Source organism: Staphylococcus parequorum (assembly GCF_039237145.1).
Classification (GTDB): Bacteria; Bacillota; Bacilli; order Staphylococcales; family Staphylococcaceae; genus Staphylococcus; species Staphylococcus equorum_A.
The window spans coordinates 1,056,277-1,077,967 of record NZ_CP150682.1 but is presented as its reverse complement, the minus strand read 5'-3'; the positions used below and the strand labels follow the sequence as shown (position 1 = coordinate 1,077,967).

The window sequence follows — 21,691 nt, the reverse complement described above, 5'->3', positions numbered from 1 at the left end:
ATTATTATTTTTTCTTAATATCAATTGTATCTAAGAAGCTTAATGCTGCTAAACCTGATAAATCTAATGCATGTTTAGCACCTGCTTTACCATGTCCTGCTTCAAAGTGTTTAATTGCTGCTACACCTAAAACTGAAATTGTTAAAAGTGATGCAATACGTGATAATCTTTTACTTGCAAAGCTTAAAACGAAAAATACAGCACTTAATGCTTCAAGTGCTCCTGCCAATGGCACTGCATTTGATGGCAAATTAAACACTTCAACAAAAGATTCTTTCATTGACTGGTCACCTTTAAGTTTAGGTTTTGATGCACCATATAATTCCTTAGCTAATTTTAAATTTGTTAAATAACGTAATATCATTATAAACGCTCCTTTTATTTGTTTTCAAAATATTTATCTACAATAGGCTTTACTCGCTCTGCTAATAATTTAATTGTATTGATTGTTTTATCATGTGGCATAGAACCTACAGGTGTATGAAGCATAAAACGAGTAAGACCTAGTGTTTCAATTGTTTCAATTATCTTTTGTGCAACGGTTTCCGGACTTCCAACATACAAAGCGCCATGTGGACCTGCTTCACGATCGAAGCTGTTTTCATCATATGGTGACCAACCCCGTTCTTTGGCTAATATATCATGACTCGCTTTTACCGATGGGAAAAACTCACGTTTAGCCAATTCATCTGTTTCAGCAATATAGCCCCATGAATGCGTAGCAATAGGCAATTCATTTATATTATGTCCGTAAGATCTAGCAATAGATTTGTACATATCTATGTTTCTTCTAAACCTTTTTGGGTCACCGCCAATTATAGCATAAGTTATAGGTAATCCTAATGCTCCTGCTTTTAATGAAGATTCTGGTGTTCCTCCAGTTGCAATCGTAATTGGTAAAGGCCCATGCTCCGCCTTAGGATAAACACTTAAGTTTTCAATAGAAGGTCGTAACTCCCCTTCCCAATTTACAATTTCATGTTTATTAATGGTCATTAATAAATCTATTTTCTCATTAAAGAGTTGTTCATAGTCTTTTAACTCATAACCAAATAATGGAAATGATTCAATAAATGAACCTCTGCCCACCATTATTTCTGCACGTCCATTGGAAACTGCATTTAATGTAGAGAAACGTTCGTAAACTCGAACAGGATCATCTGAAGATAATACTGTTACTGCACTACTCAACTTTATATGCGTTGTATTACGAGCTGCTGCTGCTAACACTGTAACGGGATCAGATACTGCATAATCTGCTCGGTGATGTTCTCCCAAACCATATACATCTAAACCATATTGGTCAGCTGTCTCTATTTCTTCTATTATATTTCTAATTCTTTGTCCATTACTTATAGCTGCTTGTCGTCCACTTTCCATATGAATATCAATATTATCTGCAAATGATGTCAAACCAAGTTCTATTTTCAAATAATCACCTCACAAACTAAGTATAATTTTTATACCTCTATATTAAATACTTCCTTAGAACATGTCAATTTCAATGCTCTAATTCTTTCCTTTCCTATTAAGACGGCTTTTAATTCACATTAACCTTAATTCAATACTTTTTATATAGTCTTTATATAAAGTGTTTTTTCATATATTTAAATAACTAAATTCTCTCATATTTTATTGTTTGTAATTTTCTGTTATTTTACAGCTTTGTAATAAACTGAAGTGCAATTATACACTGTAAATTTTGTAAATATTATATTAACGGGCTTTTAAGCCTTAAACACCCATCTTCCTTTTGTTACATTAAGCACTTTATTATTAGAACTAAATTACAAAACGATAACAAACCCCACAAACAGACATTTTTCTGATAAAGTAATTCTTGTCGTTAAAACAGCGAAAAAAATTATAAATAATGTCTTTAAGAGACTGGGATAAATGATTTACAATTATTAGGAGGAAATTTAACAATGAAAAAAATCGCTACAGCTACTATCGCTACTGCAGGAATCGCTACTTTTGCTTTTGCACAAAATGATGCAGACGCTTCAGGAAATAACAATGGTGGGTATAACCCAAATGATCCAACATCATACAGCTATTCATATACAATAGACCAACAAGGTAACTATGATTACACTTGGCAAGGTAACTGGAACCCAAGCAATTCTGACCAAGGTCACAACAACAATGCTCAAAGCAATAACACTGCTGCTCAAAGCAATAACAGTGGTTATAGCTACAATCAAAACGGTTCTACAGCTACTAACAATAACTCAAACCAATCATATACAACAAATAACCAAGGTACTGGTGGAGGCGGAGCTGTTTCAACTTCTACTTCAAGTAGTAATGTTCAAGTAACAACTACTAGCGCACCATCAAGTTCATCAAACTCAATGGCTAACACTTCAGGTTCATCAAGCAACCTTTACACTTCAGGTCAATGTACATATTATGTATTTGATAAAGTTGGCGGTAAAATTGGTTCTACTTGGGGTAACGCAAACAACTGGGCAAGCGCTGCAGCTGCATCAGGTTACACTGTAAACAACTCACCTTCTCAAGGTTCAATCTTACAATCATCAACTGGCGCAATGGGTCACGTTGCTTATGTTGAAAATGTAAACAGCGACGGTTCAGTTAACGTTTCTGAAATGAACTACGGCCAAGGTGCTGGCGTTGTTACTTCACGTACAATCTCAGCTAGCCAAGCTTCATCTTACAACTATATTCACTAATAAATGATTTAAATAAAAAAGACAATCCTTATGGGTTGTCTTTTTTTTGCCATTTTTTCTTATGACATTCTACTTATAATATAAAATCATGCATTTTAGTGATTATTCCACTATGTTATGGAATAAGAAAAGGAGTGAGACAGAAATCAAAATTTGATTTCTATCCCACTCCTACTATATAGGGCCAGTCCCTATTTAGGTTTCAGACTTCTAAAGTCTTATATTTTTTAAAACCAATACGCTATCGCTATCCAATATATAAAGGCCATCAAATAAAGTAACGGGAAACTTTCTGAAGCTTTGCCTTTATCCGTTTATATAATACAAATCCACCTACTATGAGTAAAACAACTGAGAAAATAAGTCTTACAATAAACATCGTTTGCAATGAAATTATTGACGTCGGTGCCAACGGTAAAATCGCTAATACGATTGTTAATATAACAATAATAACCGTATAGTAAATTGTATCGCTACTCTTATTTCGATGAGAATTAATCCAAAATATAATAAGTCCAAATATCGTAGTTAGTAAAATTTCATGTATTATCGTTGAACTATCTAACAATTCGGTCTTATAAAGTAATATCGCTACAATATACAATACAAAACCGATTGCAAAATAGATTATAGAAGGAGTTTTTAATTTTTTATCTACATTGAAATATTGATGAATTCCTGATGCCAATAGTAATATCGCTACAATTATCACTAGGTATAACATAGAATCACCTCATCCATAGTTATATATAACCGAATTATATATTTTTAAACTTATAATTCATATTTTATATTAAGATTTATTGTTTTTTCTCTGTTAATTGTATACCTTTAAATCATTTAGTTTATTAGCTTTTTGCTTTTTTAATGCCAATACCTGAAAATCCATAAAAAATTGCGAATATGATACATAGATAACAAGGAACTGCCCAAATAAAGAATTGATCCACCGAAACACCTAACTGTTGTGTATAATAAATGCCTGATGTTCCCCATGGAATAAGTGGAATAATCATTGTACCTGAATCTTCTAGCGTTCTTGATAAATTAGAACGATCTAAATCCATATCATTATACATTTCCATCATTAACACGCCGACCATGATAATGACTATAGATGCCACACCAGCTGCGAGTACCATTATTAGACTACCGATTACAGTCGCTAGTATCAATTGTCCAACGGAATTAATATTTTTAGATATTGTTTTCAAAATAACATCTAAGCAACCAGCTTTTTCAACAATACCTGCGAAAGCATACCCACAAAAAATAGTAACAATGATTTCTGTCATGCTCATCATGCCGCCTTGCTCGACCAAATTAATGGCTCTATCCGATAATTCTCCACCACTTGCGGGTACCATGCCTTTATTAAAACCATCGAAAGTGGACTTAAATCCATCTACAATATTAAATCCATGATTAAATGCGCCAACAATGATTGCACTCAAACTTGAAATAAGCATTGCAGGTACAGTCGATATTTTTAATAATAAACACGTAATAATAATTAATAAGGGAATCCATACAAAAATATTTATATTATAAATTTGAGATAATTCGCTAAGCATTTGATTCACTTGTGATGTATTAGTATTTCCACCAAATTGCCTACCTGCAAAATACCAAACGATTAGGCCGATGATTGATGCTGGTACAGTCGTCCATATCATTGCTCTTATATGCGCAAAGATATTCACTTTTGTTACTAAAGCTGCTAAATTTGTCGTATCTGAAAGTGGTGACATTTTATCACCAAACACCGCACCTGCAATTATGGCACCTGCTGCCATACCTGGCGTAATATGTAATTGTGTCGCTATAGCCATTAACGCTATGCCCGCAGTAGACGCAGAGCCCCATGCTGTCCCTGTGGCAACTGAAGTAATTGCACATATAATAAATGCAGATACTAAAAATAAATTAGGATTTAAAAATTCTAAGCCATAATAGATCAAAGCCGGAACAGTCCCAGAGTACATCCATGTACCTACGATAATTCCGACTGCTAAAATGATAAAGATAGCTGGCATTGCTGTTGCTAACCGATGTGTGATACCTTCTTCCAAATCTTGCCATTTCAACCCAACACGTCTTGCTATAAATGCAGCATATGCTGACGCTAAAATTAATAAAGCTTGTATTGGAATTTCAAAAACAACAAATCCTGTGATTACAATTATAATCATTACTATTATAGTAGAAATTGATTCTAAAAATGTTGGTTGTCTTGTCATACACAGTCCCCCTATTGTTAGTTCAAATTAATTAAGCCCCAGCTTTTCTTTGCCTAATTCATTAATCGTGAGTCCTTCTTCAAAAAAGTCACGTTCTAAAATAGTAGATGCTAACACGATAATGGCATCAATATTTGGCGTTTCAACCTCAATTTCACGACCAAGACTAGACCATAATACGAGTCCGTATGCAATATCTTCTGTTAAATAACGGTTTTTCACATGATTTGGTCCTTTGATTTGTGAAAATACTGGACTCGTGTTAAACAATCTATTCAGAGGTTCATCTTCGTCTTTTCTTTCTAAATAACCACGTTCAATACGCGCTTCTTTAGCTGGAGATAATTCAAAGCCTAACTTACGTCCTAAAGTTAATCGTTCCAACTCTACGGCGTGCAGTAAACGAACGGTGTGTTTCGTTATGCCTTCTTCATATAATGCAAAGTCATCGGCATAATCGATACGTCCAACATTGAGTAATGTTGGACCTGGATGCACTTCTGGATTCCCGTTCTCAAGATTTGTTTTCCAAAGACTTTCCTCTTTGACAACATATGGGTATAGCGATTCAATCTTGTCAAAGCTGTCACTTAAATGTTCTTTATCATAAGTTGAAAAATGTACTTTTCTTACATTTAATGATAAGTCCACGTGAGCTTCATCAAAATTCACTCTCGTCCCATAAGTTAATGTGTTCACTTCAGCAAATATCGGCATAACTTCTATACGCATATCTTCTAAGACGTTCATAAATCGAATCGAAGCCATTGCCGCTGCCATATTAAAGAATATTAATTGCTTATCATTAATAAATGGCGCCATCGTACGCGCATAGTGTTCAATAAATGTAGACGGTATAATGACTTGAATGACTTCTGCATCACTAACAACATATTCCATATCATCACTGATATCAGTAAATTCGATAAACGTTTCTTCCCCTTCATTATTAAACGTAAATCCGCCTTGTGCTATTGCCTTGTCAAACTTATCAATAGATTGATTTCGACAATATAACTTCACCTCATGTCCTTTATGCTTCATATCTAATGCTGCTGTAACAGCACCATTCCCTGATCCTACGATTGCTATCTTCATAAATACCCTTCTTTCTCTAATGATTTGTATGTATGAGTGTTTTAAACATTACTATAATGTATATCCAATTTAGATTTCTTATAAACACTGGTATTCAACCTTTACTAATTGCATTATATTCATTTGTTTCATCCAATTAAATGTACGACGTTTTAAAATGCTCACTTTTCCAATTTTTTAATTGTAAAATTAAATTGTAGCCTTTAAAATTAAATACCAATCAACAATAATATTTGTTATAGTTATGCTAATAAGGGAGGCGTGATTCATATGGATGAACAATATAATACAAACCAATCTTCTACAGTAATAAATCAAGAACCAAGTAGCGACGATAGATTAATGGGAACTTTAATCTATGTGCTAAGTTTTTTCACTTCGTTAATAGCACCACTTATTATTTGGCTTATTAAACGTGAAGATTCACCATTCATTGACAAGGCTGGTAAAAATTACTTCAACTTTTTACTTTCTTATATGATTTGGTTAATCGTTGCTCAATAGCGATGTTTATCATAATAGGCTTTATCTTATTCCCTATTATAGCTATTTTGAATTTCATATTTACTATCGTAGCTGCTGTAAAAGCATATAATGGAGAAGACTATTTACCACCACTTTCAATTAGATTTTTCAAATAAAACGAATCTAAATTTTGTGACTTATTACAACTCTTGTAATACAAATTAGTTATTTTGAATGTTAATTTATTGTAAAACCTTATACCACAGCTCTTTACAAACTATTACGAGCCGATACCTTTCTGTAACCTCACATGTCGTTTATTACAACGATATGTGAGGTTTTTTTAATTGTTTTACAAAAGCGTAACAAACCACACAAACCTAAATTCATCTGTTAGAGTATTACTTGTCGTTGAAAGCAAAGCGAAAAATAAAAACATTAACTTTAAAGACTATCGAACGAATAACATAAATAATAAATATAAAGAACGAACAAATTTGGGAGGATTTTTTAATTATGAATAAATTAGTAACAGCAACAACTATCACAGCAGGTATTGGCGCAGCAATCGTAGGATTAGATCAAGGAAATGAAGCAAGTGCAGCAGAACAAACTCAACAAACAAACCAAACTACTACACAAGAAACTGCAAGCTCAAGTGCTAACTTATACACTTCAGGTCAATGTACTTGGTATGTATTTGATAAAGTAGGCGGAGGTATCGGTTCTACTTGGGGCAATGCAAATAACTGGGCGTCAGCAGCTTCATCTGCAGGCTACACAGTTAACAACTCTCCAGAAGCTGGATCAATCTTACAATCATCTGAAGGACCAATGGGCCACGTTGCATACGTTGAAAATGTAAACAGTGACGGTTCAGTAAATGTTTCAGAAATGAATTATAGCGGCGGACCTTACTCTGTAAGTGAACGTACTATCTCTGCTGGTGAAGCAAGTTCATATAACTACATCCACGTTAACTAATATTCGCTACTACAATATAAATTAGAATAACAGGATTTAGAACATTATAGAGTGTCAACAAAGTCTAAAACTTTGTTGACACTTTTTTTATGCACACTTTTCGCGGACGCTACCTCAACCTATAGTCTTCAATTCGTGCTTTATTAACTAGTCAAGCGTCCAAGCAAACCACTGCCTTTTTAAAACAATATACTCAATTATTCAGACATATCGATTGATTGAACATTTATAAATGTTCACCACATCAAAGTAATTAAGCAAGACAACACGCGCTATAATTAAAACGAATCTAAAAATTCAGTATTAAGTGCTCAATATTTTTAGATTATTTTTAATATTGCAGTATAATAGAATATTTGAGAAAATAAGAGCGTTTGGTGAAAAAGGAGGCACAACGATGCAATGGTTTAAAGTTATACTTGCTGGGCTTATAGAAATATTATGGGTCACTGGCTTAAATACTGCTGATTCATTACTTAGTTGGATTGGTACGATTATCATTATTATTATAAGTTTCTTTCTTGTTATTTCTGCGTGTAAATCATTACCCGTTGGCACGGTTTACGCCGTATTCGTAGGTATTGGCGCAGTTGGTACTGTTTTAGTGGATATGTTATTTTTCGGTGATCCTTTTAACTTTATGAAAATCATCTTAATTATACTATTGGTAATAGGTATTATCGGTCTAAAATTAACTACAGAGGAGGCTGAAAACTAATGGCTTGGTTTATTTTACTTATTGCAGGGCTATTAGAAGTAGTCGGTGTAGTCATATTAAATGAAATTACACGCACTAAAAAGAAATCTTTAGTAGTCTTATTAGCAATTGCTTTTATCTGTAGTTTTAGCACGCTCAAAGTAGCAATGAATGACATTCCTATGGGAACTGCTTATGCAATTTGGAGTGGCATCGGTACTGGCGGTGGCACACTTGTAGGTATGTTGATATACAATGAATCTAAAAATGCAAAACGTATATTCTTTATTGGCTTGATTATTCTTTCAATTGTAGGCTTAAAGCTTATAAGTTAGAAAAACAAATAATAAAAAGATACTTTCTAAATCATGATATTAAAATAAAAGCAATAATCCACTGTTTAACAATGGATTATTGCTTTTTTTGAGAATGGCTATGTTTGACTTATATACATTAAAATATATAAATAAGTAACATAGAAATCGCTTTCTATTGCTTTTTAGGCATTATATAAAAAGTTCACCCAACTATTTCTTTAATAAATATAATAATTTGTTTAGTGCTTTGAAATTTACTATACTAAATATACAATGGAGGGATTATACATGGTAAAAGTTTATATCGCAGGTCCAGTACCCGAAGTAGGTTTTGACTTGTTAAAAGATCAAGGTTATGAGGTTGAAATGTATGAAGGCGAAGGTATCATTGATAAAGATACTTTAAAGCAAGGGGTTAAAGATGCTGATGCATTAATTAGTCTTTTGTCTACCAACGTAGATAAAGAAGTAATTGATGCCGGTAGCAATTTAAAAATCGTCGCAAACTATGGTGCAGGTTTTAATAACGTAGATGTAGCCTATGCTCGTCAAAAAGACATTGACGTTACAAACACACCAAAAGCTTCAACAAATTCTACAGCTGAATTAACTTTTGCGCTCGTACTTGCAGTTGCAAGACGTATCGCTGAAGGTGATAAATTATGCCGTACAACTGGCTTCGATGGCTGGGCGCCACTGTTCTTCCGTGGCAGAGAAGTTTCTGGTAAAACGATTGGTATTATTGGCTTAGGTGAAATTGGTGCTGCTGTAGCAAGACGTGCCAAAGCATTTGATATGAATGTGCTTTATACTGGCCCTAACCAAAAAGTCGATAAAGAACGTGAAATCGGCGCCAAGTATGTAGACTTAGAAACTTTATTAAAAAATGCAGATTTTGTAACAATTAACGCTGCATATAATCCAGATTTACATCATCAAATTGACACTGAACAATTTAAAATGATGAAGCCAACGAGTTATTTAATTAATGCTTCGAGAGGCCCTATCGTCCATGAACAAGCTTTAGTACAAGCTTTAAAAGATAAAGAAATTGAGGGCGCAGCTTTAGATGTTTTCGAATTTGAACCAGAAATAAATGACGAGTTGAAATCACTAGACAATGTAGTACTCACACCACATATTGGTAATGCGACATTTGAATCTCGTGATATGATGTCTAAAATTGTTGCGAATGACACAATTAGTAAGCTAAATGATAAAAAACCTAAGTTTTTAGTAAATTAACAAATGAGTTACTAAAAGTTTAGTTCTAAATACTTAGTACAAATTAAAGCACCCATCCATTAAAAATATGGATGGGTGCTTTCTATTGAAATATACCAAGTTTATTTACTTTTGGATTTATATAAAAATTTAGTTTGGTTCGTAACTAACTTATTAGGCAAAGCTTTTGCAACGCCATTTCTTACAGTTACAACCAGTTTATTACTACGTTGTGCGAGCTTACCTATTTTTCTAGAACGTTTAATTACTTTTTTAGTATGTTTTACACGTAATTTATCATAGCGTTGTAACGCCTCATCAAACGAATATGACTCAAGACAATTTGCTAAGACAATGGCGTCTTCCATTGCTTGTCCTGCCCCTTGTCCCATGTTTGGTGTCGTTGCATGCGCTGCATCACCAAGTAAAATAGCACGTTGATAAACAAAGGTTTTCAGTGGTTTTAGATCATAAATATCATTTAGTAAAATATCTGTTTCGCTTTGTTTATCTAATACGGCTCTTACTTCATTTGGAAAACGGTTAAATCTGGCTTGTAAATGAGGTTTACCATAGGTTTTCATTTTACTATCTTTTTCTTTCGCATTAATAGAAATAAACCAATAGGCTTGGTTGTTTAATAAGGGAACTATACCTACTCTACCCTTTGGCGACCAATACTCTTTAGCAATTTGAGCATCTTTAATATCCACATCTTCTACTAATCCTCTAAATACCGTATAGCCTTGATATTCAGGCTTACTATTAGGTTCAACCGTATTTCTTATCTTAGAATGTACACCATCTGCACCAATACATAAGTCAAATGCTTCTTCTTGTTGTGTATCAAAATGTATAGTCACTTTTAAATCGCCATTATCAATATGAGTCACAAAATGATTTGTATAGATTGCTGTGTCTGGTACATAAGATTGAATAACATCTATTAAATCTTGACGAGACATTGTTAAGTTCACCGTATTCTTTTTTAACTTCACTTTGGATAGCAAGTTATTTTTATCATCTCGCACTTCCATCGTATCAGTAATTTGCCCGACATTTTTAATGCCTTTTGCTAAATCATGCTTTCCTAATTTTTCAATAACGTTACCACCGATGCCGATGCCTGCGCCTATTTCAGCTACTTCCTTATTTTTTTCAAATACTTTGACATCATGTCCTTGTTCAATTAATAATGCTGCAGTTGTTAATCCACCAATGCCCGCGCCAACTATAGCTATTTTCATTTTCAATTCACTCCAAATTTTCCTAGTCTATTCAATATTAACACTTTTGCAAAACTATATATTAATAAGTCCTTTGATATTAACTTAAGTATTGGCAATAAGTCATCACACAAAAAAGATAACAAACGTATCATGAAAACACCTGTTATCTTTCCTATAAATATATGATAACTCAACTTTTATAAATAATAGTCTTTATTAATATGATCTTTCTTTATACCCAGTTTATCATAATAAACCTTCATAAATGTGGCGATGTTTTCATCCCATTCTACATCACTAGCATATTGGTGTTCTCCAGGTGATTTTGGATTCCAGCGCATTTGATATAACGATAATTGCTCATTTTCAAAGTAATTGCCTCTTATAAATTTAGCTCCGCCCATAATTGCGCGTTCTGGTGAAGTCCATGATTGCTTTTTAGCAAAACTACTACCTGTGTGTACTGCATTTTCATCAAATGCACCTATACCATAAAAATTATAGTAATGCTTACCATCATCTTCTATACCGTTGGCCAATTCAGATTTACCATTGCCAGTTTCAACAAGCGCATGACTCACAAGGTATAACACATTAACTTCATATTTATCTTGTGCTTCTAAAAATGCTTCACCTTTATTTTTCAATATACCTTTATCTTTTAAAATATCATTTACTTCTTTTTCTGACATTGATACTTTTTCAGATATATCCATATGATTTAAGTTATCTTTGTCATTATTTACATCCATAGCCTTTTTAACATCAGTTTTTGAAGCCTCGACAAATCGACCATTTTTTTCTGTCATATTTAAAGTGCCTTCACCAAGTTGCTTATCTACCGCTTCATTAAAAGAATGTGTCTTTTGATTATCAAATAGATGTGTTTCATTTATAATTAATAAAATCGCAAATATGACGATGATAATGAGCATAATAAATAATGTTAATCTTTTCTTTAAAATTCCATTCATTATATAATAACTCCCTAGCTTACACTTATTTAGTTAATGTAACATAAGCAATAATAATAGCAATTAAGACAACTACAAAAGAAATGTTAAGCGCTATCCTCATAGCTTTCTTATCTCTAAACAACATATTGAATATCATTAAACTGATTACTAATGAAACAGCAAACATTGTAATTGCCATAACCATATTCATCATTATTAAAAATATAATTCCCAAAACTAGAAATACATTTGAGATAATCGCCATGATTTTAATCATTTTCGCGTTAATAAGTCCTCCACTCCTCGCCCTTAAAAATATATAAAATTTAATTCTAATAATAGAAATTGTATCATAGTTCCCATTGTTTCAATATGTCATTTTTAAAACAATAAACAGTTAGGAAGTGGACAGAAATATAATTTTTCTAATAAATTTTCGTCGTCCACCCCGGCACAGCTGACTGTAAAGTTGAATACAAGCTTGATATAAACGCATTTTCAATTCAGTCAACCACTGCTAATATAAAAAATGAGACTGAGACATGTGCTATGTCCCAGCCTCTAACTATATATTTATTTAAAAGTGCTTATCTTGACATTCCTCTAAGCATATTCATCATATATGTTAAACTACGATTCATTTCATCATCTTTCAACATACCCATCAAACCAGTGATAGATGTTTTTTGATTTGGATTGGCTTGATTTGCGACGCGTAAGCCTTTATTTACTTTATTTAACATCCCAGATAAATCATCTACATCTAAATCGCCTAATAAAAATACAAGTGAAGCCATATTTGAAATTAACCCTGAATATTGTTCTTTATTTAATTCAACAGAGAATTTATTGGCTATAACACCTCTACTCTTAACTGCACCTGACATAGCATCTAGCAATTTAGCATCATCTAAAGTACTAATGATATTAATCGCTTTTAAAATGCTGTCTTTATTTGCTACAATCGCATCGGTCACTTCAGCTAAATTTTCTTCTTTAACCTCTGCTTCAGTTTTTTGCATGCGTTTAATATTTGTTATTCTTTCAGCCATTATTTATCCACCTGACTTCCTGGGAAAGTATAATCTTTACGATTCCATTTGTCTTCAACTCGAACGCTATATTGTGGTTGACGTTGTTTGTTTACACGGAAGTTTGTAGGATTGAGTGGTGATTTACCTCTTCGTGTCTTCACTTCCATACGACAACTTGTACGTTTATAAGATGGTGTGTCTGTGTCTTTATCTACATCACTATTTGTCAATAAGTTAATGGCACCTTGATCACCATATTCCATAGCATTGTTATTTAATGGAATATAGATTTCTTTACCTTTAACTCTATCTGTGACATGGGCCACAAGTTCTACTTCACCAGTATCAGAAATCAATTTAATTTCTGCACCTTCGTGAATGCCTCTATCTTCTGCTAATTCAGGAGACACTTCGACAAATGGATTTGGCATTTTGTATTGAAGCCCTGGCACTTTATAAGTCATATTACCTTCATGGAAATGCTCTAATACACGACCATTATTTACGTGTAAATCATATTTTTCATTTACTTTAAAGAAATTATCAAATGTTAATGGATAGAAATTCGCTTTTCCATCATCAAAGTTAAAGCCTTCTAAGAAAAGTGTCGGTTGATCTGTACCATCTTCTGCTACTGGCCATTGTAAACTATTATATCCTTCTAAACGATCATAGTTCACACCTGAATATAACGGAGTGAGTCTTGCAATCTCGTCCATAATATGACTTGGATGCGTATAGTTCCAATCATAACCTAACGTTTTCGCTACAGCTTGAATAATTTCCCAGTCTGGCTTAGAATCGCCTTTTGGTTCTAAAGCTTGATATAGACGTTGAATACGACGCTCTGTATTTGTAAATGTACCTGTTTTTTCTAATGATGGACTAGCTGGTAACACTACATCTGCGTATGAAGCTGTAAATGTAAAGAATTCATCTTGTACGACTAAGAAACCAACTTTCTCTAATGCAGCTTGTACATAGTTGATGTTTGAGTCGACAATACCTGTATCTTCACCGTATAAATAAAGAGCATCAATTTCACCTTCATGAATACCTTCCATCATTTGATGGTTATCTTTGCCTACTTCGTTTGGTAATGTTTCACCATATTCTCTTTCGAATTTCGCTCTTATTTCCTCATCAGTAACACTTTGGTATCCTGGGAATTTATCAGGCATACTTCCCATATCACTACAACCTTGTACGTTATTATGACCACGTAATGGATAAGCGCCTGTGCCTGGTCTTCTATAGTTACCTGTTGCTAATAATAAATTAGATATCGCTGTCGAAGTGTCACTACCAATGTCTTGTTGTGTTACGCCCATTGCCCATGCGATTGATACTGATTCTGCATCAACAACTTGATGTGCAAAGTCTATTAAGGCCTCTTTAGAGATACCCGTTGTTTCTTCAGCAAACTCCATTGTAAATGGCGCTAATGATTTATGATATGCTTCAAAACTGTTCACCCATTTGTCGATAAACGCTTTATCATGAAGATCGTTATCGATAATGTATTTAGTAACTGCTGACAACCAAACTAAATCAGTGCCTGGTTTAGGCTGATAGAAATTATCTGCGCGTTCAGCCATTTCATGCTTACGTATATCAAACACATTTAAAGTATTGTTATATAGCTTATGACCACGTTTAATACGTGAAGCAATAACTGGATGAGCTTCTGCTGTGTTCGTACCAATTAACACGACCATATCTGCAATTTCAAGATCGTCTATTGAACCAGAGTCACCACCATGACCTACCGTTCTAAATAGTCCTTTTGTTGCTGGTGCTTGGCAATAACGTGAGCAATTATCTACGTTGTTTGTGCCAATGACTTGTCTTGCAAGCTTTTGCATAAGGTAAGACTCTTCATTTGTTGCTTTTGAAGATGATATAAATGCTAAACCATCTGAACCATGAGTTGCTTTAACTTTATTAAAGTTGTCAGAGACAACTTTCAGTGCTTCATCCCATTCAACTTCTTCAAATTGACCATCTTTACGTACTAATGGTTTTGTAAGACGTTCTTCTGAATCAATATAATCCCAACCGAATTTACCTTTAACACACGTTGCAATTTTATTAGCTGGTGATTCTTGTTGAGGTTGAACTTTTATAACTTCTCTGTCTTTTGTCCATACATCGAAAGAACAACCAACACCACAATATGTACATACTGTCTTAGTTTTTTCGATGCGTTCTTCACGCATTGCTGCTTCTGAGTCAGAAACTGCGAACAATGGACCATAACCCGGTTCTGCTTTTTTCGTTAAATCAATCATAGCAGCTAATGAACCTGGCTCTAAATCAGTCATATATCCGGCACTGCCTTCCATGTTGACTTCCATCATTGCATTACATGGACAAACTGTTGCACATTGACCACAACCTACACACGATGATTCGTTGATTGATGTATCGTTATCCCAAATCACTCGTGGTTGTTGACGTTCCCAATCAATTGTAAGTGTTTCGTTTACTTGAACATCTTGACATACTTCTACACAACGTCCACATAAGATACATTGATTTGGATCATAACGATAGAAAGGACCGTAATCTTTTTCGTATGGCTTTTCTTTATATTCATAAGTTTGATGCTCTAAACCCCATTGGTCCATTGTATTATGTATTTCACAGTCGCCATTGTTATAATCACAAACTGTGCAATACAACATATGATTTTCTAAGATTCTGTCTAAAGCTTCTTTTTGGCTTGTTTGTACGTTATCATTTTGCGTATTAACAATCATCGGTCTATCAATTGTTGTGCCACACGCGCGTGCCATTTTACCGTCTATTTCAACAGTACACGTGTCACAAGTTTGTATTGGACCTAGCGATTCGTTATAGCATATTGATGGAATAAATGTATCTTGAGATTTGATGAACTCAAGTAAATTCGTCCCAGGTTCTACAAGATAATCTTTGCCATCCAATGAGACAATCAAATGTTCTTGCATTCTCTTCACCCCTATTATTATTTATGATGCCCGCGTTATATATATCTATTAGGTGCTGAATAACATTCCATCTAAAAAGCCCACACTTTTTTAAGATAATGTTATCTATATTGTATATCTATTTCGTATAAATGTTAAGGATTTCCACCTTATTTCACATTTTATTATATTAGATGTACTTTATAGTCCAAAACTTAATATTCATAGAATTTTTCTTAATTAATAAGTTTTATATTATTTCATATATATTGGCATAATAAAAAAACTATAGATTTTAGCATTCGCCAAAATCTATAGTTCATTCAAATTACATTCCTAAATTATCTTTAATGTTTGTTTCTATTTCACTAAGTGAACTCTCACTTGGTATAAAGTAGTACAAGCCATCATCTTGTATGCCACCTTGTCCATCTAATTGATGTCTATTGACTTGTTCGTTCGCGTCATTATAATTACTTCTTATTTTGTTTAATTCTCCAACTGTAAGGTCCGTTTTCACATTATCTTCAACATGATTCATTAATGAATTAAAATGTGTAACTGAACTGATACTTGTAAGTTTATTAGCTAAGCCTTGGATAACAAGTTGTTGACGTTCTTGACGACCAAAGTCTCCACCAGCACCATCTTCTTTACGACTTCTAATAAATGCCATCGCTTCTTTTCCATCCATATGGGATTGAACGCCCTCACTAAACTGATACCCATCATATGAGAATGATGCGTTACTCGTTACATTGATACCACCGACAGTATCTATCATATCTTGCATACCATCCATATCTATCGTTGCGTAGTGGTCAATAGGTACATTCAATAAATTCTCTACTGATTTCACTGCCATGTCAGGTCCGCCATACGCATATGCATGATTGATTTTTTCAGTAGTACCTTTACCGACAATTTCTGCTTGTGTATCTCGTGGAATGCTGACAATTTCTGTCGTTTTTTTCTGCGGATTAATTGATAATACCATTACTGTATCACTACGTTGTCCACCACCATCTGCATCCCTTTTAGCGTCAGAATCTACACCAAACAGCGCAATCGTAAATGGGTCACCATCATCTAAGTTTACGTCTTTATCTCTTAATGAAGATTTATCTCTGTCTAAAGGATTATGAATTGATCCACCAACAGAAAATATTTTAAATCCTAGATAAATAACTGCTAATAAAGCTAATAAAACTAATATACCAAAGAACCACAATATTAATTTTGTTGGTAATCCCATTTTTTTATTTTTTTTAGAACGATTCACTCTTATCATTCTCCGTTTCTGTATTCAATTTTCTCTCATTTAGTAATACATTATATATTAATAAGTTGGGTTTGGCATAGTGCTTTAGACCTATTATTTATATAATAAATATTTAATACAGTGATTGCTTATTGTATTTTGTATCCATCTCCTGAATTTAGTATACCTAATACTTTTTCATGACAAGCATTGTTACTAATAATAAATGGACCTGCTTTAGAAAAGTCTAGTGGCGTATTATCTAAAGTTGTCATTTTAAGTCCAAGTTCACTTGCAAACAAGAATTGTGCTGCGATATCCCAAGGTTTGGGATTTGTATTAACATGGGCACCAAATTGTCCTTTGATTACACGGATTGAATCTAAACCACAAGATCCGATAAAACGATGACTAAATGAAGCATCATTTAAACCATGAATCGTTTCATCATTCATAACTAATGTATTAAATGAAATAATCGCGTCTTGTAAATCAATACTTTCAGGTTTTTCTAATGGTTTACCATTCACATATGCACCGTATCCTTTAGCTGCTTTGTACAGTTGACCATGTGGGTAGTCATAAATATATGACAGCACTGGTTCACCATCAACAAAATAACCTAGAATAATGCAGTAATCTTCTTGTTGTTTAACTAAATTCGTCGTTCCATCAATAGGGTCCATAACCCATACATGCCCTTCTTTAGGACGCACTTCCTCATTTGACTTTTCTTCAGCAAACAACTGATGTTCCGGGAAGTTTTGGTTTAAAAATTGTTCAAAGTTGTTTTGTATTGATTTATCAACATTTGTCACTAAATCAAATCTATTTTGTTTCGTACTTGTAACCATATCTTCAATTAACTTCGGGATGATCTCATCCAATGTTTCAAGCCAAGCTCTCACAGCATCATCGATATAAATTAATTGTTCTTTTTCCATGTATAGGCACCTCTTTATATTTATAAATTATTATGTTCCTTATTAAGGATCAACTATCTTTAATTTATTATATTTTATCATAGAAATATTAATGAAATATATGATATATCATAACCATCAAAACATTTTGGCACACATATTGACGTTATGACATAAAAATAAAACCGACCAGCGTAGCTAGTCGGTTAAATAGAAAGGAAAGTAAGTAATAAATATTGAAGATGTTTGATTAGTAACGTGAACGAATTAGATGTTAACAAAACTATATGTAATAGCCTACCCCTTTGTCATCTACTCGCTACCCCCTTGTTACTAACTACATATTAACATAAGTTTTTAACGAATGTAAGCGTTTTCTTTATTTTTTAAAAAAAAGTTTTTCTAAATGTCGTCATTGTCACTTTTATGATATAATAAATGTAATATGTAATCATTTGGGAGGTGACTTTCTAATGAATAAACGCGAGAGACAAAATAAACTTGTTCTAGCTATTCAAGAGAATAGACAAATTACCGCTTCAGAGTTAGCAAAAAATTTAGAAGTATCAAAACGAACGATTTTAAGAGATATTCAAGATTTAGAAGATCAAGGTGTGAAAATTTTAGCAAAGCACGGTAAACTAGGTGGCTACCAACTTCAAGAAACACCAAATAGTTATGAGATTGAGCTGACTGAGAATCAACTATCCGCTTTGTTCTTAGTGCTTAATGAAAGTCAGTCTTACACTACGTTACCTTATAAAGAAGAAGTTAATGCAATTATTAAAAAGTGTTTGAATTTACCTTATACAAAAATGCGACGCGCTTTGAAAAAGCTAGATCGTTATATTAAATTTGATCACCGACAACATACAAATTTACCACCTATATTTTCTGAAGTCCTCATTTATTGTACTGAAAGAAATGTTATGGCAATGGAATACAATAACGGTACAAATATAGGCACTGAAAATGTTATTTTTATCGGATTATTATGTGAAAAAGGTTTATGGAAAGCAGTCGTCTTTGAAATTGGTTTGGGTAAAACAAATGAGATTCCTATTATTGATATACACGATATCTCATATTCATTTGAAAAGACAATCAAGACTCAAGACATTACAATAAATAATTATCAGCAATTTTTAAATCCAACTGAGTCCTAATTGTCTCAGTTGGATTTTTTATTAATTATATTTTTTCGATAAGCATATGAAAGGAAGTCTTTATGTATAACTTAGAATTTCATCATTTAGAACAACACATCAGTAAATTATTAAACTTACTAGAAATATATAAATTCGCAATCGTCACCAATCATAAAAAGAAAAACGACTTCAAACAAAATATTCATGATTATATCGATAAAGAATACGCAGCTTTAAAAAGCGTCTCAAAGCATCACACTTCTCTTATTCACTACAATTACTTTAAATTTCTTTCTGATCAAATTGAGCAACCTATAGATGAACTAACTATAGGTAATACAACGAAATATATAAGTGATATTCAGCAACGTTTATTTCGTATCCACCAATTATTAACTCCTCTTTTGTAACAATATTACACTTAAAAGATTTTTATAAATTAAAATTGTAATAGTTTTTCATGTGTTGTACAATGAAAACGATTACAGCAATATAAGGAGTGATAGTAATGCATGGATTTTCTATATATCTTGGACAGCCCATCGACAAACCATATATCAAACGGATGATTGCTTCAGGTTACAGCACCATTTTTACATCTGTACAAATTCCTGAAGAAAACGAAAGTACTAAATATCGCTATTTGGGAGAACTTTTAGATTATTTATCTAATGATCAGCTTACATATATGATTGATATCAATCCTTTGTTGCTGGATCACAATTTCTACCAATTTTTACATCAATATGAGACAGCCGAATTTATGATCCGTATCGATCATAGTACTTCTTTAAATGTCGTCAACGATATTATCAGTAACGGATTCAAATGTTGTATCAATGCTAGCATCATCTCAGAGCAATTATTGCAACAGCTTTACCATGAACTTAAAGATTTTACTTATCTCTGTTATTGCCATAATTATTATCCGAGACCTGATACCGGTTTGGAGCCGCAATTCGTAGCGTCACAAAATAATTTAATTTTAAAATATAACGCACACGCAGATATATTTGGCTTCATCACTGGTTCAACGTTGCGTGGCCCTCTATATAAAGGTTTGCCAACAATTGAATCCACAAGATATCAGCATCCTATTCAAAGTGCACAGTTACTTAAAGATAACTTAGTCGAACATGTAATGATTGGAGATCCACTCATTGATTCACATACTGCACAACAACTCATTACTTTTTTACACCACAGACATTTCAACTTAAATATTGAGCTTTTAGATGACCAAGTATCATCAATATTATTTAAACCTCATACGGTACGTGCTGATAATCCAGCTCACGTTATTAGATCACAAGAAGCTCGTCTTTATTGTGATACAGAGATTCAACCCTTTTCAACAAATGGTCGTAATTTCGGTGCTATAACCGTGGATAATAAACTGAACGGACGTTATCAAGGTGAATTACAGATTATTAAAAATGATTTACCACCGCATGATCATATCAATGTTGTAGGTGAAGTGATAAAGAACGATTTACCATTAATTCAATGTATGCAGCCTAATGACACATTTGAATTTACGTACAAGAATAAGGAGCTGTAAAGATGAGTAATTTAATAACTGAATCAAGAAATGAAGCTACAATGCACTTAGACGAAATGACTATTCAACAAGCTTTAGAGACTATGAATGAAGAAGATCAAAAAGTACCTCAACAGATAAAACAAATATTGCCTGACTTAGCTAAAGTCATTGAAGTTACAACGAAGCAATTTAAAAAAGGTGGCCGTATTATCTATATGGGTGCAGGCACGAGTGGAAGACTCGGCGTACTCGATGCAGCAGAATGTGTGCCTACATTTAATACAACACCTGATGAATTCATCGGATTAATAGCCGGTGGACAACCTGCTATGACAGTCGCAGTCGAAGGTGCTGAAGATAGTGAATCACTAGCACATGATGATTTAAAACACATTGACTTAACAGACAACGATGTAGTTATTGGCATTGCGGCCAGTGGAACTACGCCCTACGTCAAAGGCGGTTTAAAATACGCTACAGAGTTAGGTGCCCATACAGTTGCCATTTCATGCAATGTCGATACAGAAATTAGCAAACTAGCTGAATTCCCTGTAGAAGCTAATGTCGGTCCCGAAGTATTAACTGGATCTACGAGATTAAAATCAGGAACAGCACAGAAACTCATTCTTAATATGATCTCCACAATCACGATGGTTGGCGTGGGAAAAGTTTATGGCAACCTCATGGTAGATGTAAAAGCCACAAACCATAAATTAGTTGATCGTTCAGTGCGCATTATTCAAGATATTTGTGATATTCCATATGAACAAGCTCAAAAGCTTTATAATGACGCAGACCAAAACCTTAAACAAGCAGTCGTTATGTATCTATGTGATGTTTCAAAAGCTGAAGCAGAAACAAAATTACGTCAAAATGACAATATTATTAAACAAGCAATAAAAAATTAATTTACACTGATTTG

General features: G+C 33.4%; 21 protein-coding genes and 1 pseudogene. 10 read left to right on the top strand and 12 right to left on the bottom strand.

The window, feature by feature from the left end; all coding sequences use genetic code 11:
• Positions 1-4: 4 nt before the first annotated feature.
• Both AAA453_RS04945 and AAA453_RS04940 read right to left on the bottom strand, forming a co-directional pair.
• Complete coding sequence (locus tag AAA453_RS04945; RefSeq protein ID WP_046465861.1) at positions 5-364, bottom strand: DoxX family protein; 360 nt, start codon at positions 362-364, stop codon at positions 5-7.
• Positions 365-378: 14 nt separating this feature from the next.
• Entirely contained in the window at positions 379-1,431 is a 1,053-nt protein-coding gene (locus AAA453_RS04940) for an LLM class flavin-dependent oxidoreductase (protein ID WP_069817621.1), read from the bottom strand.
• Between the two features lie 497 nt (positions 1,432-1,928).
• Here AAA453_RS04940 and AAA453_RS04935 point away from each other — a divergent pair, with 497 nt between their 5' ends.
• Positions 1,929-2,699 (top strand): CHAP domain-containing protein, encoded by a 771-nt coding sequence (locus AAA453_RS04935; RefSeq protein ID WP_427706684.1) that lies wholly within the window; start codon positions 1,929-1,931, stop codon positions 2,697-2,699.
• A gap of 268 nt (positions 2,700-2,967) precedes the next feature.
• On the opposite strand, the gene AAA453_RS04930 is transcribed toward AAA453_RS04935, so the two are convergent.
• The 3 genes from AAA453_RS04930 to AAA453_RS04920 all read right to left on the bottom strand — a co-directional run bounded on the left by AAA453_RS04930 (position 2,968) and on the right by AAA453_RS04920 (position 6,037).
• On the bottom strand, positions 2,968-3,423 hold the full coding sequence (locus AAA453_RS04930; protein WP_427706682.1) for a hypothetical protein: 456 nt from the start codon (positions 3,421-3,423) through the stop codon (positions 2,968-2,970).
• Between the two features lie 124 nt (positions 3,424-3,547).
• Positions 3,548-4,939, bottom strand: coding sequence for a Na+/H+ antiporter NhaC (gene nhaC / locus AAA453_RS04925; RefSeq protein WP_427706679.1), 1,392 nt, complete (start codon positions 4,937-4,939; stop codon positions 3,548-3,550).
• A gap of 27 nt (positions 4,940-4,966) precedes the next feature.
• The gene (locus AAA453_RS04920) at positions 4,967-6,037 is read right to left on the bottom strand and encodes an NAD/NADP octopine/nopaline dehydrogenase family protein (RefSeq protein ID WP_427706677.1); all 1,071 of its coding nucleotides are present in this window, start codon (positions 6,035-6,037) and stop codon (positions 4,967-4,969) included.
• A gap of 270 nt (positions 6,038-6,307) precedes the next feature.
• On the opposite strand from AAA453_RS04920, the pseudogene AAA453_RS04915 reads away from it, so the two are divergent.
• The 5 genes and pseudogenes from AAA453_RS04915 to AAA453_RS04895 all read left to right on the top strand — a co-directional run bounded on the left by AAA453_RS04915 (position 6,308) and on the right by AAA453_RS04895 (position 9,745).
• Positions 6,308-6,678: pseudogene (locus tag AAA453_RS04915) on the top strand (DUF4870 domain-containing protein).
• A 340-nt stretch (positions 6,679-7,018) separates the two neighbouring features.
• Entirely contained in the window at positions 7,019-7,486 is a 468-nt protein-coding gene (locus AAA453_RS04910) for a CHAP domain-containing protein (RefSeq protein WP_285323746.1), read from the top strand.
• A 397-nt stretch (positions 7,487-7,883) separates the two neighbouring features.
• A complete protein-coding gene (locus tag AAA453_RS04905) occupies positions 7,884-8,204 on the top strand; it encodes a DMT family transporter (protein WP_046465869.1) in 321 nt (106 codons plus the stop codon).
• Entirely contained in the window at positions 8,204-8,518 is a 315-nt protein-coding gene (locus AAA453_RS04900) for a DMT family transporter (protein ID WP_069817616.1), read from the top strand. Before AAA453_RS04905 ends, AAA453_RS04900 begins: the two co-directional genes overlap by 1 nt.
• A gap of 270 nt (positions 8,519-8,788) precedes the next feature.
• On the top strand, positions 8,789-9,745 hold the full coding sequence (locus tag AAA453_RS04895; RefSeq protein ID WP_427706675.1) for a 2-hydroxyacid dehydrogenase family protein: 957 nt from the start codon (positions 8,789-8,791) through the stop codon (positions 9,743-9,745).
• A 101-nt stretch (positions 9,746-9,846) separates the two neighbouring features.
• On the opposite strand, the gene AAA453_RS04890 is transcribed toward AAA453_RS04895, so the two are convergent.
• From AAA453_RS04890 to AAA453_RS04860, 7 genes are all read right to left on the bottom strand, one after another.
• Complete coding sequence (locus AAA453_RS04890; RefSeq protein ID WP_427706673.1) at positions 9,847-10,971, bottom strand: FAD-dependent monooxygenase; 1,125 nt, start codon at positions 10,969-10,971, stop codon at positions 9,847-9,849.
• A 179-nt stretch (positions 10,972-11,150) separates the two neighbouring features.
• Entirely contained in the window at positions 11,151-11,927 is a 777-nt protein-coding gene (locus AAA453_RS04885) for an N-acetylglucosaminidase (RefSeq protein ID WP_427706671.1), read from the bottom strand.
• 25 nt (positions 11,928-11,952) lie between these two features.
• A complete protein-coding gene (locus tag AAA453_RS04880) occupies positions 11,953-12,186 on the bottom strand; it encodes a hypothetical protein (RefSeq protein ID WP_080947915.1) in 234 nt (77 codons plus the stop codon).
• 310 nt (positions 12,187-12,496) lie between these two features.
• Positions 12,497-12,961: a DUF1641 domain-containing protein gene (locus tag AAA453_RS04875; protein WP_046465874.1), complete on the bottom strand. Its 465-nt coding sequence runs from the start codon at positions 12,959-12,961 to the stop codon at positions 12,497-12,499.
• Complete coding sequence (gene fdhF / locus AAA453_RS04870) at positions 12,961-15,915, bottom strand: formate dehydrogenase subunit alpha (protein ID WP_427706668.1); 2,955 nt, start codon at positions 15,913-15,915, stop codon at positions 12,961-12,963. Before fdhF ends, AAA453_RS04875 begins: the two co-directional genes overlap by 1 nt.
• A 307-nt stretch (positions 15,916-16,222) precedes the next feature.
• Positions 16,223-17,176 carry an LCP family protein gene (locus AAA453_RS04865; protein ID WP_285323738.1) on the bottom strand — a complete coding sequence of 318 codons (954 nt, stop codon included), beginning with the start codon at positions 17,174-17,176 and terminating at the stop codon, positions 16,223-16,225.
• A 128-nt stretch (positions 17,177-17,304) separates the two neighbouring features.
• Positions 17,305-18,099 (bottom strand): inositol monophosphatase family protein, encoded by a 795-nt coding sequence (locus tag AAA453_RS04860; RefSeq protein ID WP_069817611.1) that lies wholly within the window; start codon positions 18,097-18,099, stop codon positions 17,305-17,307.
• Positions 18,100-18,551: 452 nt separating this feature from the next.
• Here AAA453_RS04860 and AAA453_RS04855 point away from each other — a divergent pair, with 452 nt between their 5' ends.
• From AAA453_RS04855 to murQ, 4 genes are all read left to right on the top strand, one after another.
• Complete coding sequence (locus AAA453_RS04855; RefSeq protein ID WP_046465878.1) at positions 18,552-19,244, top strand: helix-turn-helix transcriptional regulator; 693 nt, start codon at positions 18,552-18,554, stop codon at positions 19,242-19,244.
• 62 nt (positions 19,245-19,306) lie between these two features.
• Positions 19,307-19,636, top strand: coding sequence for a hypothetical protein (locus AAA453_RS04850; protein WP_069817610.1), 330 nt, complete (start codon positions 19,307-19,309; stop codon positions 19,634-19,636).
• 98 nt (positions 19,637-19,734) lie between these two features.
• Positions 19,735-20,787 (top strand): MupG family TIM beta-alpha barrel fold protein, encoded by a 1,053-nt coding sequence (locus AAA453_RS04845; RefSeq protein ID WP_427706666.1) that lies wholly within the window; start codon positions 19,735-19,737, stop codon positions 20,785-20,787.
• Positions 20,788-20,789: 2 nt separating this feature from the next.
• Positions 20,790-21,677, top strand: a complete 888-nt coding sequence (gene murQ / locus AAA453_RS04840) for an N-acetylmuramic acid 6-phosphate etherase (RefSeq protein WP_427706664.1) — start codon at positions 20,790-20,792, stop codon at positions 21,675-21,677.
• Positions 21,678-21,691: the final 14 nt, after the last annotated feature.